Origin of the sequence: Vibrio sp. 1562, from assembly GCF_033340155.1 — a bacterium.
GTDB lineage: Bacteria > Pseudomonadota > Gammaproteobacteria > Enterobacterales > Vibrionaceae > Vibrio > Vibrio alginolyticus.
In genome coordinates, this window is sequence record NZ_JAWOVY010000009.1 from 124610 (window position 1) to 140667 (window position 16058).

The following is a 16058-nucleotide window of genomic DNA, read 5'->3' on the forward strand; positions in this document are numbered from 1 at the left end:
CATGAGATGTCAGCAAATCGTCACGACTTCGTAACAAGTTGTTTTATCTCCTATTTTCACGTCAACCTCATCACCCTCTTCTTTCCCGAACAACGCTCGACCCAGAGGAGATTTGGCTGTTAAGACAAAGACTTCCAGAGTCTGATATTGAACAGTCAAACCACCAGAGCAAGGGCCTACAAAGAAGTGCTTTTCGATCAAATTCTCATCTGCGAGAACAACGTAAGCACCAACACCAACAGGCGCATTCTTAAAGTTACGAGTCACTAAAGAACGATATTGACGCAACTCCTCTTCACTATCTTGAATTCGCATAGCTTGTCCATGAGCAAGATACGCGGCTTCAAGTGCCAATGTATCGTACTTGTGCTCGGGAACAGTTTCTTCATCTGTGGCGGCATCGATAGCTCGCTGAGCCGATGAATGGGCAACTTGAAGTTTTTCTTCCAGATGTTGGATGATAATTTGGACTAAGTCAGCTTTGTTCATACTTTTAGGACGCGCGTTTAGTATTCGGGGTGTGTTAATGTAGCCAAGTTTACCATCAAAGAAAGGTTTCCCTATTATGCAAAGTGACTCGCTGCATCAAACACTTCAATCTGTATTTGGTTTTGACTCATTACGCCAAGGTCAGCAACCCGTTATTGAAGCCGTTATGAATGGTTACTCTGCTGCGGCAATCTTTCCTACAGGCTCGGGGAAGTCACTCTGTTATCAACTACCTGCAACCATATTACCCAACCTTACGTTGGTGATCTCTCCGTTGTTGGCGTTAATGAAGGATCAACTGAGCTTTTTACAAAGTAAAGGAATCGCGGCCGCTTCTATCGATAGCAGTCAAAGTAGAGAAGAAGCACAACAGGTCATGGCTGGCGTGAAGAATGGACAAATCAAAATCTTGATGATTTCTGTTGAGCGACTAAAAAATGAGCGTTTTCGTGAATTCATTCGCCAAGTACCGATTTCTTTGATGGTCATTGATGAAGCGCACTGTATTTCCGAATGGGGGCATAACTTTCGTCCAGATTATCTCAAACTACCGCAATATCAACGTGAACTGAACATCCCACAGTCTTTACTTCTCACCGCAACGGCAACGCCTGCAGTTATTGAAGACATGCAAAAAAAGTTCGATATTGCCAGTGAACATATTACCGTTACAGGCTTCTACCGCTCTAATCTGGATATCTCGGTGATCCCGTGTGAGGAAACAAAGAAACAAGAACAGCTCAGTGAGATCATCGCCTCTTCACCTAAGCTTCCGACCATCGTATACGTGACGCAGCAGCAAACAGCAGAACGAGTAGCAAAGTCATTAATCCATATTGGCATTAACGCTCACGCATACCACGCTGGCATGAAAAGCGACGTTCGTGAACAAATCCAACAGCAGTTCATGGATGGCCAAATTGACTGTATTGTTGCAACGATTGCATTTGGTATGGGGGTCGATAAATCTGATATTCGACGCGTCATTCACTTCGACTTACCCAAATCAATCGAGAACTACGCACAAGAGATTGGACGTGCAGGCAGGGACGGGCAACGCTCTGAGTGCATTCTGCTAGGCAATACGTCCGGCTTAACGGTGTTGGAGAATTTTGTCTATGGTGACACACCAGAATTTACGTCAATTAACTATGTGGTCGAGCAAGCGAAAGAACATGCTCCACAATGGGAGGTAGTGCCACTGCGTTTGTCGCGTGAAAGTAATATCCGCCAATTGCCACTCAAAACCTTGTTGGTTTATTTGGAGCTACATAACGTCATTGAAGCAAAGTACAGTTACTTTGCGGAATATCGGTTTAAGTTTTTGCACGATCAGCAATTTATTGTGAATCAATTTCAAGGCGAGCGACGTCAATTTGTGGAGGCTATTTTTTCCTGCTCACAAAAAGCCAAAGTGTGGTGCCAAGTTGATCTAGAAGCGCTATGGATGAACTATCAATCGGAACGCAGCCGAGTTGTCGCAGCGCTCGACTATTTTCACCAGAACGGCTGGATAGAACTAGAGAGCAAACAACTGACGGACGTGTACTCAGTTATGCCAACCAAACAGAGCTCGGATGTTTTAATCCAACAACTGTCTGAACTGTTCCAATCCAAAGAAAGCAAAGATATCGAAAGAATCCACACCATGCTGCACTTGTTCCAGTCCGAGCACTGTTTGAGCTCACAATTGGCGAACTACTTTGCGGATCACGATGCACCAAAGCAATGTGGTCACTGCTCCGTGTGTCGTGGTCACGTCGCCACATTCACAGCACCAGAACCTGAAGATATTGAACAATCTCAAGTATCGATATGGGCGCAGGAGTTTATTCAGCTTTCCCCATCGGCCATCAGTAATGATGCCGTTGCTCGCTTCTTGTGCGGAATCAGCACTCCTTTGATTAGCCAGCTAAAAGCCTCAAAGCTAGCAGGTTATGGTGCAATGGCAAACGTAAGTTTTGAGCAGGTATTAACGCAGGTAGAAACGGTAAGGGCCTAAAAAAAGCTCAATTGACGCGCTTGGTCTTCGGGCTTGAGCATCACGTTCAAGCCTAAAAGGCGAATTTCCCGTCCATTTTGGCGTTTAAGAATATCTCTTAGCAAGATCTTGAAGTCCTCAAGCTCTAATTGCGGATGGATGTGCTCAATTGTTGTCAGTTGAAAATCGGCAAATTTGACTTTAATACCTTGTTTAATAATCGACTTATCTGGGCTTGCACGCTCTAAACGTTTCTCGAGTTCAGGATAAAGTTTCTCCTCAATCACTTGCCAACATTCACCATAGGTTGCGATGTTCTGGCTGAATGTCCTTTCCACACCGACGGACTTTCTCTCGCGCTCAACAACGACTTCTCGATTATCAATTCCATGGCTTCGCTGCCATAAGGAGGCACCCTGACGACCAAACTGCCTCAACAACTCTCGATAGTCACTGTTTTTAATGTCCTCACATCGATAAAAACCGGCTTGGTGGAGCTTCTCAAGACTCACTTTTCCCACGCCAGGAATATTCTCTAACGGAAGACTATCGATAACCTCTTGGACTTTCTCTGGCGGAATCACAAACTGACCGTTGGGCTTGTTCATGTCTGACGCGACCTTAGCAAGAAACTTAATCGGAGCAATGCCCGCCGATGCCGTCAACCCAAGTTCACTCCAGATATCACGGCGAATTGACTCTGCGATCAACGTTGCGGAGCCACGGCAAGCTGTCGAGTCAGTTACATCGAGGTATGCTTCATCCAATGAGAGAGGTTCAATGATAGGCGTATAACGCTCAAAAATAGCACGAATTTGCTGAGAGACTTGCTTGTATACATGCATTCTACCGGGCACAACCAACAAATGAGGGCAGAGTTGCAGCGCGCGCGCCGTTGACATTGCACTGCGAACACCATATTTACGCGCATCATAATTACAGGTGCTAATCACTCCACGCTGCTTTTCATGTCCGCCAACAGCGAGTGCAATGCCACGGTAACTGGGGTTATCTCTCATCTCTACGGCAGCATAAAAACAATCCATATCGACATGAATAATTTTTCTAATTCGATCTGACATAGCCATCAAAGTACTGTTCAAAAAAACAGTATAAATCAAATCTACCTGAAGAGGAATGGGCGTGTTTAAGCGAACGTCAATCTCGAAGCATTACGTCCAATTGATCGACCAATTCGGCCCAATCTGCATCTTCTTCGATGGCTTGTTTTAGAAAGTTCGCCTGTGACATCGTCCAAAAGCTAGCTTCATGTAAAGGCGCAGAATCTCTTTTGTGTCGATGTTGATTAATAAAATCTTTCATTTCTTGAGGAGAGCTACCGAGGCCCAGTTGTTGAAATAGCTCAGCCATACCATGTTGATGCATTTCCATACTACTTTCTCCCTACGTTAGCTAAAGATAATTATATAACTAAGACAGGAATAATGATGTGATGTTAACGGATGCGTGTCAAACATTTGAGTAGTTGTTCTACTTTTGGTTGACATGTGTTTTTTTATGGCGATAAGTTTAATTTTAGTTATCATTGATTTTAAACAATTAATTTTGGGGACTGCGCTTGAGTAATAAGATTCTGGTTGTTGAAGATAGTCGTGCGTTTAAAAACTTTCTTTGCCAAACAATAAGCCAAGCTGGTTATGAGGTCATCGCAGCAGAAAGCTACGCGGAGGCAAAGAACTTGTTATCTTCAGCACAGGACCTCTTCTGTGCGGTTTTAGACTATTGTTTACCGGATGCTCAAGATGGCGAGATTATTGACCTCGTTTTGGAACATGGTCATCGTGTCATTGTTTTAACGGCTCGATTTCAAGAAGACACTCGCGAAAAGATGCTCGCAAAAGGTGTCCTCGACTATATTTTGAAAGACAGCATGGCGTCCGTTTCCTATCTATTACCACTCCTCAAGCGACTAACCAACAATCAACAACACAAATGTTTAGTCGTTGATGATTCACACACCGTAAGAAGACACATTGCCCAACTTTTGGAGCATCAATATATTCAGACGTTGGAAGCTGACAATGGGCAAAAAGCCCTAGAGCTTGTCGAGCAAAATCCAGATATCACTCTCGTTTTAACCGACCATGATATGCCCGTTAAAGATGGCATTACTATGGTGCGTGAATTACGTCGGAAGTGGGATAAAAATCAATTAGCCATTCTCGGCTTGTCGGGTAGTAACTCTAAGACCATGACGGCTAGGTTTCTAAAAGCAGGGGCCAATGACTTTTTATACAAGCCATTTAATCAAGAAGAATTTTTTTGCCGTATTCACCAACTGTTAGATATCAAAGACGCAACATCTGAACTGTTTAAAATGGCAAATCAAGATGCGCTAACGGGCTTATGGAACCGCCGCTTTCTGTTTGAGCAACCCCATGTAGAAAACGCTCAAAGAAACATCGCGATGCTTGATATCGATTTCTTTAAGCAAGTAAATGATACACACGGACATGAGGGCGGCGATGCAGTGTTAGTCATGATAGCGAATATTCTAAAAATCTATTTTCCAAATGATATTGTCGCTAGGCTTGGTGGCGAGGAGTTTTGTATTCAAGCCAGTGGCGACTATGACGGCTTTCTAACACGCTTAGAACAAATGAGACAGCGCATAGAAAAAACGCCAATAACTTATTTGGACAAAAACATTCTTGTGACCGCGAGTATTGGTGTAAGCAACATCGAGGGGGAGCTGGAACAACAAATAAAAGTGGCGGATGAGCGACTTTACATGGCCAAAGAGAACGGACGTAACCAAATCATTTCTTCGTCCTAATGACTATCAGTGTGGTCTTGCTCTGTAACATGAGAGAAAGAAACAACAAAACACGGTATTGGGCTCTTTCTCGGACATCTGAGCTTTGGTTAGCTGCCTAAAAATAAAGCTCAGCAGAACGCTGAGCTTTATCACTTTCTTAGTACGATTAACCAATACTAAGCAATTCTATTTTTTTCCCACGCCGCCAATTTCTCAGCACGCGCAGCCTCGCGCGCTTCACGTTTTTTACGCGCATCGCAGGGTTCTGGACAATTACACACTTTTTCGATGCCAACTGCCCCTAAGCCACCACAGCTACCTTTCACGACTTTCTTTTGGAAAATGTATCCGACAGCCATTGCAGTGATTACCACGACAAACACAGCAAAGGTAATTAGAAATGTATTCATAAAAACATGCTCACTTCTGTTGTTATTTCTTCATGAATGGCTTGTATGCTTCCGAAGCCAACTCTTTAAAACCATCTTCCGTTTTCACAATCATGAAAACAGGAATATTATTTTCGTTCGCAATTGCCATGCCTTTGTCTTCACCTAGCACCATAAGACCAGTTGCAAGACCATCAGCAGTCATCGACGATTTATCTAATACCGTTACAGACACCACTTTATGATGAATTGGTTTGCCTGTTCGTGGATTAATAATATGAGAGTATCTCACACCATTACTCTCAAAGTAATTACGATAGTCACCACTTGTTGCAATTGCCATGTCGCCTGGTTCAATAATTTCTTGAATTGAACGTTCATCAACGGTCGGTTTTTCAATTGCGATACGCCAAGGCACACCTTCACGATTGACACCTTTGAGACGCATTTCACCGCCAACTTCGACCATAAAGTTCTGTACCCCTTCAGATTGAAGGTAGTCAGCAACCACGTCAACCCCCCAACCTTTCGCAATCGTCGATAGGTCGACGTACAAGTTAGGAAGGTCTTTGGACAGTGTATTACCATCAACAGATAGGTGGTGAATACCGGTATTTGCTTTGCGAGCAGCGAGTTCTTCATCGGTTGGAACTACATCTGGACGAGCTTCTGGACCAAACCCCCACAGGTTAACTAGAGGGCCGACCGTCACATCCAATGCACCTAAAGTAAGACCGTTAAGGCGAATTGCTTCTTTCACTACCGTTGCAGTTTGTGTCGAAACTGTAAATGGCTCGCTCGTTTGATGCTGATTAAAACGACTTAACTCTGAGTCGTCACGATAGGTCGACATTTGGTCATTAACCTCTTCCAATAAGCGATCAATTTCTGTCTGCATCGCTTTTGGCGTTGGAATACCATCTTGCTCGATATACTTGATGTTGTAAGAAGTCCCCATGGTAGGGCCACTTAAATGAATTTGATCGGCAGGCTGCTCACAGCCAGCCAAAATCAATAGAGAAGCAAATGCAACAAGCCACTTTTTCACTTGTTAACTCCCAATGTTGTTGAATTGATATGGGAAATAGGATCAATCCTTTCAATCCGATTACCTATATCAACTGTTGAGTATCAGTTTTATGTCTATAAAAAATAATGGCTAGCTCTCTTGGAGAGCTAGCCATAGATTCAATCACTTGGAGGAATTAACCACCGAAGTCATCTAGTAGGATGTTTTCATCCTCTACACCTAGATCTTTTAGCATGCCGATTACAGCAGCGTTCATCATAGGTGGACCACACATGTAGTATTCACAGTCTTCTGGCGCTTCGTGATCACGTAGGTAGTTCTCGTAAAGAACGTTGTGAATAAAGCCAGTGTAACCATCCCAGTTATCTTCTGGAAGTGGATCAGACAGTGCACAGTGCCATACGAAGTTGTCATTCTCAGCTTGTAGCATATCGAAGTCTTCTACGTAGAACATTTCACGCTTAGAACGTGCGCCGTACCAGAAAGACATCTTACGCTTAGAGTGCAGACGCTTAAGTTGGTCGAAGATGTGTGAGCGCATTGGAGCCATACCAGCACCACCACCAACGAATACCATTTCTGCATCTGTATCTTTCGCAAAGAACTCACCAAATGGACCAGAAATAGTACACTTGTCGCCTTCTTTTAGAGACCAGATGTACGAAGACATGATGCCTGGTGGTACGTCTGGGTTGTTGGGCGGCGGAGTTGCGATACGAACGTTAAGCATGATGATACCGTGCTCTTCTGGGTAGTTAGCCATAGAGTATGCACGAATGGTCTCTTCATTAACTTTAGACTCGTAACGGAAAAGGTTGAACTTCTCCCAGTCTTCACGGTATTCCTCAGGAATATCGTAGTCTGCGTATTTCACGTGGTGAGCAGGAGCTTCAATCTGGATGTAACCACCAGCACGGAAAGGTACTGATTCGCCATCTGGAATTTGTAGCTTAAGCTCTTTGATGAATGTCGCTTTGTTATCGTTAGAGATAACAGTACATTCCCACTTCTTAACGCCGAAGATTTCTTCAGGAAGCTCGATATCCATGTCAGTTTTCATTGCAACCTGACACGCTAGACGCTCACCTTCACGCGCTTCACCTTTAGTAATATGGTCAAGCTCGGTTGGTAGGATGTCGCCACCACCTGATTTAACTTTTACGCGACACTGACCACATGAGCCACCGCCACCACAAGCAGAAGATACGAATACGCCAGCACCTGCTAGAGCACTCAGTAGCTTACCACCTGGTTGTGTAACGATCGCCAGAGAAGGGTCATCGTTCACAGAAATTGTAATGTCACCTGTTGGTACAAGCTTAGACTTAGCGAAAAGAATCACTAGTACTAGTGCTAGTACGATCAGAGTAAACATCACTACACCAAGAATAATGTCCATTGACTATTCCTTAATTGTTGCGGTTTACCCGACTTACAGTTGAACACCAGAGAAAGACATAAAGCCTAACGCCATAAGACCTACAGTGATAAATGTGATACCAAGACCACGTAGACCTGGAGGTACGTCAGAGTACTTCATCTTCTCACGGATACCTGCAAGAGCAACGATTGCTAGCATCCAGCCCACACCAGAGCCGAAACCGTAAACGATCGATTCAGCAAAGTTGTAGTCACGTTGTACCATGAAAGATACACCCCCGAAGATTGCACAGTTTACTGTGATCAGCGGTAGGAAGATGCCTAGCGCGTTGTACAAAGGTGGGAAGAAACGGTCTAGGACCATCTCTAGAATCTGTACAAGTGCTGCAATTACACCGATAAAGGTGATGAAGTTTAGGAAGCTAAGGTCCACGCCCTCAACTAACGCGTTCTCTCTCAGAACTAGGTTGTATACCAGGTTGTTCACAGGAACAGCGATAGTCAGAACTACCACAACTGCAACACCTAGGCCGAAAGAGGTCTTAACCTTCTTAGATACGGCAAGGAAAGTACACATACCTAGGAAGAAAGACAGAGCCATGTTTTCGATGAAAATCGATTTAACTAACAGACTAATGTAATGTTCCATGACGTCCTTACTCCTTCGCTTCTACTTGTTCTGGTTTCAGAATACGGATTACCCAGATAAGGAAGCCGATTAGGAAGAATGCTGATGGTGCTAGTAGCATTAGGCCGTTAGGCTGGTACCAACCACCGTTGCTCACTAGAGGTAGAACTTCTAGACCAAATAGTTTGCCTGAGCCAAATAGCTCACGGAAGAAACCTACAGTGATAAGAACGAAGCCGTAACCTAGACCGTTACCAATACCGTCAATAAGAGATGGTACTGGCGCAGACTTCATTGCGAATGCTTCAGCACGACCCATTACGATACAGTTAGTGATAATCAGACCAACGAATACAGATAGCTGTTTAGAGATATCGTATAGGTAAGCTTTTAGCACTTGGTCTACCACGATTACTAACGATGCGATGATTGCCATCTGAACGATGATACGCACACTGTTAGGAATGTGGTTACGGATCAATGAAACAGAGAAGTTAGACAACGCAGTTACAAATGTTACCGCTAGTGTCATTACAAAAGCTGTTTCTAGTTTAGTTGTTACTGCAAGAGCAGAACATACACCAAGAACTTGTAGCGCGATTGGGTTGTTATCCAACACTGGCGCTAGGATGCTCTTTTTAACGTTTTGTGCACTAGACATTAGTTAAGTTCTCCGTCACGAACTTTTGCTAGGAAAGGACCAAAGCCCATATCACCTAACCAGAAGTCAAATGTGTGTTGAACACCATTACTAGTGAGCGTCGCTCCTGATAGGCCATCAACACCGTGCTCAGAACCTTGCGGTGCGCCGCCTTTCACGACCTTAATCGCTGGCTGGTGATCTTCATTGTACAATTTCTTGCCAATGAATTGATCGCGCCATGAAGGGTTCTCTACTTCACCACCAAGTCCAGGAGTTTCACCTTGCTCGTAGTAAGTAATAGCAGACACAGTGTTACCATCAGTTTCAACGGCTACAAAGGCATACATCATCGACCATAGTCCTTTACCGTGCATAGGCAGGATAACTTTTTGGACTTCATCTTGATCTTTTACAAGGTACACCACTGCTGTATTCGCGCGACGACGGATATCAGCTACGTCTTCTTCTGGTGTCAATGCGATTGAACGTTCTGCATCTTTTGATGCTTCACGTTGATCGTACGTAGATGCATTACCCTCAGTAAAGTTACCTGTTTCAAGGTCTACTAGACGAGGTTCGATGTACTCAGCAAATAGCTCTGGTACTTTCTTACCGTTTGCGTCAATGCCTGCAACTTCAACGATCTTTGATTGCTTATCTAGGACAGCGTTAGCTTTTTGCTTATCACGCAGACCTACTGCTGCTGTTGATACGATGATTGAACAAACAAGGCTCAACCCGATAACAACACCCAGCGTCTTTTTAATGCTGTCGTTATTACTTGCCATAGCGTGCTAGTCTCCGCTTGATGTTCTTCTCAATCACTACATGGTCGAACAGAGGTGCGAATAGGTTCGCGAATAGAATCGCCAGCATCATACCTTCTGGGTACGCTGGGTTAACTACACGGATCATCACACACATTGCACCAATCAGGATGCCGTACCACCATTTACCTTTGCTAGTAAATGACGCTGATACTGGGTCCGTTGCCATGAAGAACATACCGAATGCAAAACCACCTAGAACTAGGTGCCAGTGCCATGGCATATTAAACATTGGATTAGTGTCAGAACCGATCACGTTAAACAGAGTCGATACTGCGATCATACCGATCATCACACCCGCAATGATGCGCCATGAAGCGATTCGCATGTAAACGATCATCGCTGCACCGATCATTAGAGCTAGAGTCGATACTTCACCAATAGAGCCAGGGATGTTACCGATGAACGCGTCCATCCAAGTGATAGGAGCGCCAGTTACTGTGTTAACTAGAGCACCGTTACCACCTTGAGCCCATTGGCTAAGAGCAGTTGCACCAGAGAAGCCGTCAGCTGCAGTCCATACTACGTCACCCGAAATTTGTGCTGGGTAAGCGAAGAATAGAAATGCACGACCTGCAAGTGCAGGGTTAAGGAAGTTACGACCTGTACCACCGAAGATCTCTTTTGCTACAACAACACCAAATGTGATACCTAGTGCCGCTTGCCATAGAGGTAGCGTTGGTGGAACGATAAGTGCGAATAAGATAGAAGTTACAAAGAAACCTTCGTTAACTTCGTGTTTACGCACCATACAGAACAACACTTCCCAGAAGCCACCAACAATAAATACTGTTGCGTAGATTGGCAGGAAGTAAGTCGCACCTAGTAGCATCTTACTGCCAACACCCGCTTCCGCACCGATAGTGCCGCCAAGCATTTCTGTTAGCCAGTAGTGCCAGTTACCTGCGATAACTGTCGCTAGTTGGTCACCAGCGTACATGTGGTTAAGTGCTGCAATAGCTTGGCCACCTGCGTTGTACATACCCCAGAACATTGCTGGGAATACCGCAAACCAAACCATGATCATGATACGTTTTAGGTCAACGCTATCACGAACGTGCGAGCTTTTATTTGTTACGATACCTGGGGTGTAAAAAACTGTTGCTACAGCTTCGTACAGGGCAAACCATTTTTCGTGTTTGCCACCAGGCTCAAAATGATGCTCGATGTCTTCAAGAAACTTTTTAAGAGCCATGAAAATTACCCTTCCTTCTCGATAGTATCTAGGCATTCACGAAGTAACGTACCGTACTCGTACTTACCTGGACATACAAAGGTACACAATGCTAGATCTTCTTCATCCAGTTCAAGCGCACCCAGTGCTTGAGCACTGTCTGTGTCGCCGGCACATAGATCACGAAGCAGCAAAGTAGGCTCCATATCTAGAGGCATTACGCGTTCGTAGTTGCCAATTGGAACCATTGAACGATCACTACCATTGGTCGTCGTTGTCATATTGAACAACTGACCTTTGAATACGTGACCAAGGAAAGAGCGAGTTACCGAGAACTTATTCTTACCAGGCATTGCCCAGCCAAATAGTTCTTTTTCACGGCCTTCACGTAATACAGAAACCTGTTGATGGTAACGGCCAAGGTATGCGTGTGGACCAGTTGCATGTGTACCTGTTAGTACTGAACCAGAGATCACACGAACTTCGCCAGGCATCAGCTCGTTATCTGTTAGGTCATCTAAGCTTGCACCCATTACGGTACGAACTAGACGAGGGTTATTCACAACTGGGCCAGCTAGAGACACAACACGATCTGTGCATAGCTCACCAGTTAGGAACAGCTGACCGAACGCGATAACGTCTTGGTAGTTGATGCTCCATGCCACATTCTCTGCATTTACTGGGTATAGGAAATGCATGTGGGTGCCAGCAAGACCTGCTGGGTGAGGGCCATCGAAGACGTGTTCTTCTACGTTAGACTGTGAAGAGCGTGGCAAGCTAGTGCCAGATTTACATACGTAAACCTTGCCTTCTGTCAGGGCTGAAAGAATGTCTAGACCAGCAATGAATGCTTCTTGTTGCTCATTAATGATCAACTCAGGCTTAGCTGCTAGTGGATTAGTATCCATTGCAGTTACGAAAATAGCCTTAGTAGAAGACTCGATTGCAGGAACCTTGCTAAACGGACGAGTACGTAAAGCGGTCCATAAGCCAGAGTCAACCAACTGAGTCTTGATCACTTCACGATCTAGACCTGAAAGTTGAGCGGCTTCGAACTTATCAAATGTCACCTGCTCTTCACCTGCCACTTCAATCACTACAGATTGAAGGACACGTTTAGCGCCACGGTTAACTTCGATCACTTTACCGGCTGCTGGTGCAGTAAATTTCACGCCTGGGTTCTTTTTATCTTCAAAAAGAACTTGCGCTTTTTTCACTTCATCACCAACGCGGACATGCATGGTAGGTCGCATGCCAACGTACTCTTCGCCAAGCAAGGCGACTTTTTTGATGGTCTTACCATCATTAATCACCTGGGATGGAGTTCCTGCGATAGGAAGATCCAAGCCCTTCTTTATTGTAATCATACGCACTTGCACTACTTTTATCGGGAAAAAGATTCTTTTGATTGCGTAACTTTTAGACACGACATCAGTGTCCGGTTTTGATGTTGTTTTAAACATCAAAATCGCAACATCCTATTAAAAATCTCGTCACAAGGAATACGCGAGATTTATCAGGTGCCGTAGTCTAGCATTTTTTAGGAACTTGATGCCATGATCAATCATTAGAATAGAGGGGTTATTTCGGTAGAATCAGGTCTAAAAGGTCAAAGAATAGTCATAACTTTGACCCATCGCACAAATGCCATATTCCATACATATCTTATGGAAAAGTGATATTCATCGCCTGAAATATTCTGCAATTTCCATTCATTTGTTGAAACACTGTTAACACATTTTTTAACCAGAATTTGTGCCACGTTAACGTCCCTAAAGAATGTAAAACGAAAAAAGATGGCCTTAAGCCACCTTTCTCTGCACCTTTATATCTTGCGTTTTTAGTGACCGCCACCCATACACATCGGGCTATCAGGGGCGCCATCTTGTTCACGCTTCCACTCTTCATCAGTGTATGTATGAATAGCTAATGCATGAATGTGGTTATCCAGTTCATCTGCCAAAATTTGATGAACTTGACGATGGCGCCCAATCAAACGCTGTCCCGCGAACGAATCACTCACAACAATCACTTTGAAATGACTCTCTGAGCCTGGTGGCACATTATGCATGTAGCTCTCATTAATGACTTTGAGATAGCTGGGTTGCAGCTCACTGTGTAGTTTCTTCTCTATGATTTCTTGGATCATATTCGTTCCTCATTGATGCGAATTCCATAAGTATATACCTAAGTAAAGCAGACATGCATCACTCAAACGTCACTCTCATTATTGACGCACTTTGTAGACATATTGTCTCAAGGCGCTCGACTCCATGAACATGCCTAGAGAGCAGCCATCACTGAACTCGTAAAATTTGACAGCTTTTTGTATCTCGACACGTCATCATTTGCGACAATAACACTTAATTTCTAAATCAACTTACATTTAGCTATGAAAACCGAACTGAACCTTCACGAGCGAAGCTTAACACTTCATCGTTTCCCAAAACGTAGTAACGAAACGCTACAAGCGTGGGATGCCGGTGATGAGTATCTTATTAATCATGTTGAAGAGCTTGCTTTGCCAGACAATCAAAACATCCTCGTGATTAATGACAGCTTTGGTGCCCTCTCCTGCTGGTTTTCGGAAAAGCACCATGTAACGCTAATGAGTGATTCATTCATCTCACATAAAGGTGCACAGCAAAATCTCGAGCAAAACCAGTGCAATAAAGTAGCGTTTGCCACCACGATGGACCTCGTTCCTGCCAATATTGATCTCGTCTTGCTGCAACTGCCCAAAAGTAACCGCCATCTAGTGTGGATACTAAGCCAATTAAGAAAGGCGCTACCGGCTTCCTGCCCCGTCATTGCAGTCAATAAAGCGAAAGACATTCATACTTCGACGCTAAAACTGTTTGAAAAATACTTAGGCGAAACAAAAACATCTTTGGCCTGGAAAAAGCACAGATTGGTGTTTTCTCAAGCAACAGTTGAGCCTCCGATTGAAGTAATGCCTTTCACGACTTGGCGCGTTGATGGCGAAGATATCGAACTCAAGAACATGCCAAATGTCTATTCAGGAGAAAGTTTAGATTTAGGTGCACGCTTTATGCTGCAGCACCTGCCTCAAGACCCTTCGATAGACAATGTCATCGATCTTGGCTGCGGCAATGGTGTTCTGTCTGTTAAATTTGGTCAGTTGAATCCAAATGCTCGGCTAACATGTGTTGATGAAAGTTTTATGGCGCTTGAATCAGCAAAACAGAACCTACGCGACAACCTTGGTGAAAATAGAGACATACAGTGCATAGCGAACAATTGCTTGGACGGTTTTAAACACAGCAGCAGCTCTATGGTTATGTGTAATCCACCGTTTCATCAACAACAGGCAATCACCGATCATATTGCTTGGCAAATGTTCTGCGATGCTAAACAAGTATTAAGTGAAAATGGCCGTTTACTGGTTATCGGAAATCGTCACCTCGGGTACGACGCAAAACTCAAACGTCTGTTTGGCGATAAAAATGTGAAACTTATCGCTTCCAACAATAAGTTTGTGATTTTACAGGCTACAAAAAATCCTGCTAAATTAAGCGCAAAATAAGCTTTAGCAAAATAGTTAAAAGGAATAATAAAATGAGAAAATTGGTACTTGCGGCTTCGGTTGCGTTGCTTGCTGCGTGTTCAGCCCCTCAACAACCTCAGCTGAACCTGATGCCAGAAAGCACATTGAGCACCAATCCAATTGTTCAAGGCAAGACTTACAGTTTGACCAGCAAAGATGTACGTGCAGCGCAGTACGTGGCGTTGGTGGATAACGGCCGTTCGAACATTCTTCCTCTTCATGCTAAACAGAATTTACGTATTGCGTTAGAAGAAGCATTAGAGAAGCAATTCTCATCTCAAGGTTTCCATGCGGATCTAAACAGCAACAACGCGATTGAATTGAGCGTTCAAGAAGCGTTGGTCAACGTGAAGCATTCGGTGATGGAAAATGAGATGGATGCTAAAGTTGTGCTGGAAATCACAGCAGAGACACCTGAGGGCAAGCTAGTCAAAACTTATACAGGTACAGCAAAGCGATCTGGCACATTGAGTGCTTCTGATGCCGATATTGAAGAGACATTGAATGATGTGGTGACATTGACGCTTAAAGAGATTGCCAATGACCCTGAGCTTCGTCAATACATGCAGGAGCGTTTCTAATGTTACGCAAAGCGATTCTGTCTTTAGCATTACTCAGCTGCAGCGTTTGGGCTGGACCAAAAGTAGCGTTTGAAACGACACTTGGCTCATTTACGGTTGAGTTAAACGAAGAGAAAGCACCTATCACTGTCGCTAATTTTCTGAAATATGTAGAAGATGGGAGCTACGAAGGTACTATTTTTCATCGTATTATCCCAGGCTTCATGGCACAAGGTGGCGGCTTTAACCAAGATATGCAGATGGTGAAAACATACGCGCCAATCAAAAACGAAGGAAATAATGGTCTAAACAATAACCGTGCTACCATCGCCATGGCACGAACCAATGCACCAAACTCTGCAACTCGTCAGTTTTTCGTCAACTTAGTCGACAATGACTTTCTCAACTATGGCGCTCGACCACCAGGTTATGCTGTATTTGGTGAGGTTACTGAGGGGTTCGACGTTATCCAGAAAATGGCTCAGCAGCCGACCACGACGGTAGGCCGAATGCGTGATGTACCAGAGACGCAAATCGTCATCACCAAAGCTACACTACTTAAATAGCCAAAACGATAAGCCCTTTGAATAATCGAAGGGCTTTCTCTTTC

At 44.2% G+C, this 16058-nt stretch carries 17 protein-coding genes; 5 read left to right on the forward strand and 12 right to left on the reverse strand.

The window, feature by feature from the left end:
* Positions 1–9 precede the first annotated feature (9 nt).
* Positions 10–489: a GreA/GreB family elongation factor gene (locus R7Z49_RS11870; protein WP_005380280.1), complete on the reverse strand. Its 480-nt coding sequence runs from the start codon at positions 487–489 to the stop codon at positions 10–12.
* Between the two features lie 76 nt (positions 490–565).
* On the opposite strand from R7Z49_RS11870, the gene R7Z49_RS11875 reads away from it, so the two are divergent.
* Positions 566–2491 carry an ATP-dependent DNA helicase RecQ gene (locus R7Z49_RS11875; protein ID WP_182038629.1) on the forward strand — a complete coding sequence of 642 codons (1926 nt, stop codon included), beginning with the start codon at positions 566–568 and terminating at the stop codon, positions 2489–2491.
* Here the strand turns inward: R7Z49_RS11875 and dinB are convergent.
* The gene (gene dinB / locus R7Z49_RS11880) at positions 2488–3552 is read right to left on the reverse strand and encodes a DNA polymerase IV (protein WP_025998728.1); all 1065 of its coding nucleotides are present in this window, start codon (positions 3550–3552) and stop codon (positions 2488–2490) included. The genes R7Z49_RS11875 and dinB overlap by 4 nt on opposite strands.
* Before the next feature lie 76 nt (positions 3553–3628).
* Complete coding sequence (locus R7Z49_RS11885) at positions 3629–3862, reverse strand: DUF2789 domain-containing protein (protein ID WP_005380277.1); 234 nt, start codon at positions 3860–3862, stop codon at positions 3629–3631.
* Positions 3863–4049: 187 nt separating this feature from the next.
* Here R7Z49_RS11885 and R7Z49_RS11890 point away from each other — a divergent pair, with 187 nt between their 5' ends.
* On the forward strand, positions 4050–5267 hold the full coding sequence (locus R7Z49_RS11890; protein ID WP_005380276.1) for a response regulator: 1218 nt from the start codon (positions 4050–4052) through the stop codon (positions 5265–5267).
* Between the two features lie 158 nt (positions 5268–5425).
* On the opposite strand, the gene nqrM is transcribed toward R7Z49_RS11890, so the two are convergent.
* The 9 genes from nqrM to bolA form a co-directional block, all read right to left on the reverse strand.
* Positions 5426–5659: a (Na+)-NQR maturation NqrM gene (gene nqrM / locus R7Z49_RS11895; protein ID WP_186584711.1), complete on the reverse strand. Its 234-nt coding sequence runs from the start codon at positions 5657–5659 to the stop codon at positions 5426–5428.
* Between the two features lie 22 nt (positions 5660–5681).
* The gene (locus tag R7Z49_RS11900; RefSeq protein ID WP_005380272.1) at positions 5682–6686 is read right to left on the reverse strand and encodes an FAD:protein FMN transferase; all 1005 of its coding nucleotides are present in this window, start codon (positions 6684–6686) and stop codon (positions 5682–5684) included.
* 157 nt (positions 6687–6843) lie between these two features.
* Entirely contained in the window at positions 6844–8067 is a 1224-nt protein-coding gene (nqrF, locus tag R7Z49_RS11905) for an NADH:ubiquinone reductase (Na(+)-transporting) subunit F (RefSeq protein ID WP_005380271.1), read from the reverse strand.
* A 33-nt stretch (positions 8068–8100) separates the two neighbouring features.
* Positions 8101–8697 (reverse strand): NADH:ubiquinone reductase (Na(+)-transporting) subunit E, encoded by a 597-nt coding sequence (gene nqrE, locus R7Z49_RS11910; RefSeq protein ID WP_005380270.1) that lies wholly within the window; start codon positions 8695–8697, stop codon positions 8101–8103.
* Positions 8698–8704: 7 nt separating this feature from the next.
* On the reverse strand, positions 8705–9337 hold the full coding sequence (locus tag R7Z49_RS11915) for an NADH:ubiquinone reductase (Na(+)-transporting) subunit D (RefSeq protein WP_005380269.1): 633 nt from the start codon (positions 9335–9337) through the stop codon (positions 8705–8707).
* On the reverse strand, positions 9337–10107 hold the full coding sequence (locus R7Z49_RS11920) for a Na(+)-translocating NADH-quinone reductase subunit C (protein WP_005380267.1): 771 nt from the start codon (positions 10105–10107) through the stop codon (positions 9337–9339). The genes R7Z49_RS11915 and R7Z49_RS11920 overlap by 1 nt, the downstream gene beginning before the upstream one ends.
* Positions 10097–11341 carry an NADH:ubiquinone reductase (Na(+)-transporting) subunit B gene (locus R7Z49_RS11925; protein WP_005380265.1) on the reverse strand — a complete coding sequence of 415 codons (1245 nt, stop codon included), beginning with the start codon at positions 11339–11341 and terminating at the stop codon, positions 10097–10099. The genes R7Z49_RS11920 and R7Z49_RS11925 overlap by 11 nt, the downstream gene beginning before the upstream one ends.
* A 5-nt stretch (positions 11342–11346) precedes the next feature.
* Positions 11347–12687: a Na(+)-translocating NADH-quinone reductase subunit A gene (locus tag R7Z49_RS11930; RefSeq protein WP_318111682.1), complete on the reverse strand. Its 1341-nt coding sequence runs from the start codon at positions 12685–12687 to the stop codon at positions 11347–11349.
* A 473-nt stretch (positions 12688–13160) separates the two neighbouring features.
* Positions 13161–13469: a transcriptional regulator BolA gene (bolA, locus tag R7Z49_RS11935; protein WP_005380262.1), complete on the reverse strand. Its 309-nt coding sequence runs from the start codon at positions 13467–13469 to the stop codon at positions 13161–13163.
* A 243-nt stretch (positions 13470–13712) separates the two neighbouring features.
* On the opposite strand from bolA, the gene R7Z49_RS11940 reads away from it, so the two are divergent.
* The 3 genes from R7Z49_RS11940 to R7Z49_RS11950 are packed head-to-tail and all read left to right on the forward strand — an operon-like array spanning position 13713 to position 16014.
* Positions 13713–14867, forward strand: coding sequence for a methyltransferase (locus R7Z49_RS11940; protein WP_005385302.1), 1155 nt, complete (start codon positions 13713–13715; stop codon positions 14865–14867).
* A gap of 32 nt (positions 14868–14899) precedes the next feature.
* Positions 14900–15469 (forward strand): YajG family lipoprotein, encoded by a 570-nt coding sequence (locus R7Z49_RS11945; RefSeq protein ID WP_005380259.1) that lies wholly within the window; start codon positions 14900–14902, stop codon positions 15467–15469.
* The gene (locus tag R7Z49_RS11950; protein ID WP_186584710.1) at positions 15469–16014 is read left to right on the forward strand and encodes a peptidylprolyl isomerase; all 546 of its coding nucleotides are present in this window, start codon (positions 15469–15471) and stop codon (positions 16012–16014) included. The genes R7Z49_RS11945 and R7Z49_RS11950 overlap by 1 nt, the downstream gene beginning before the upstream one ends.
* The last annotated feature ends 44 nt before the right edge of the window (positions 16015–16058 follow it).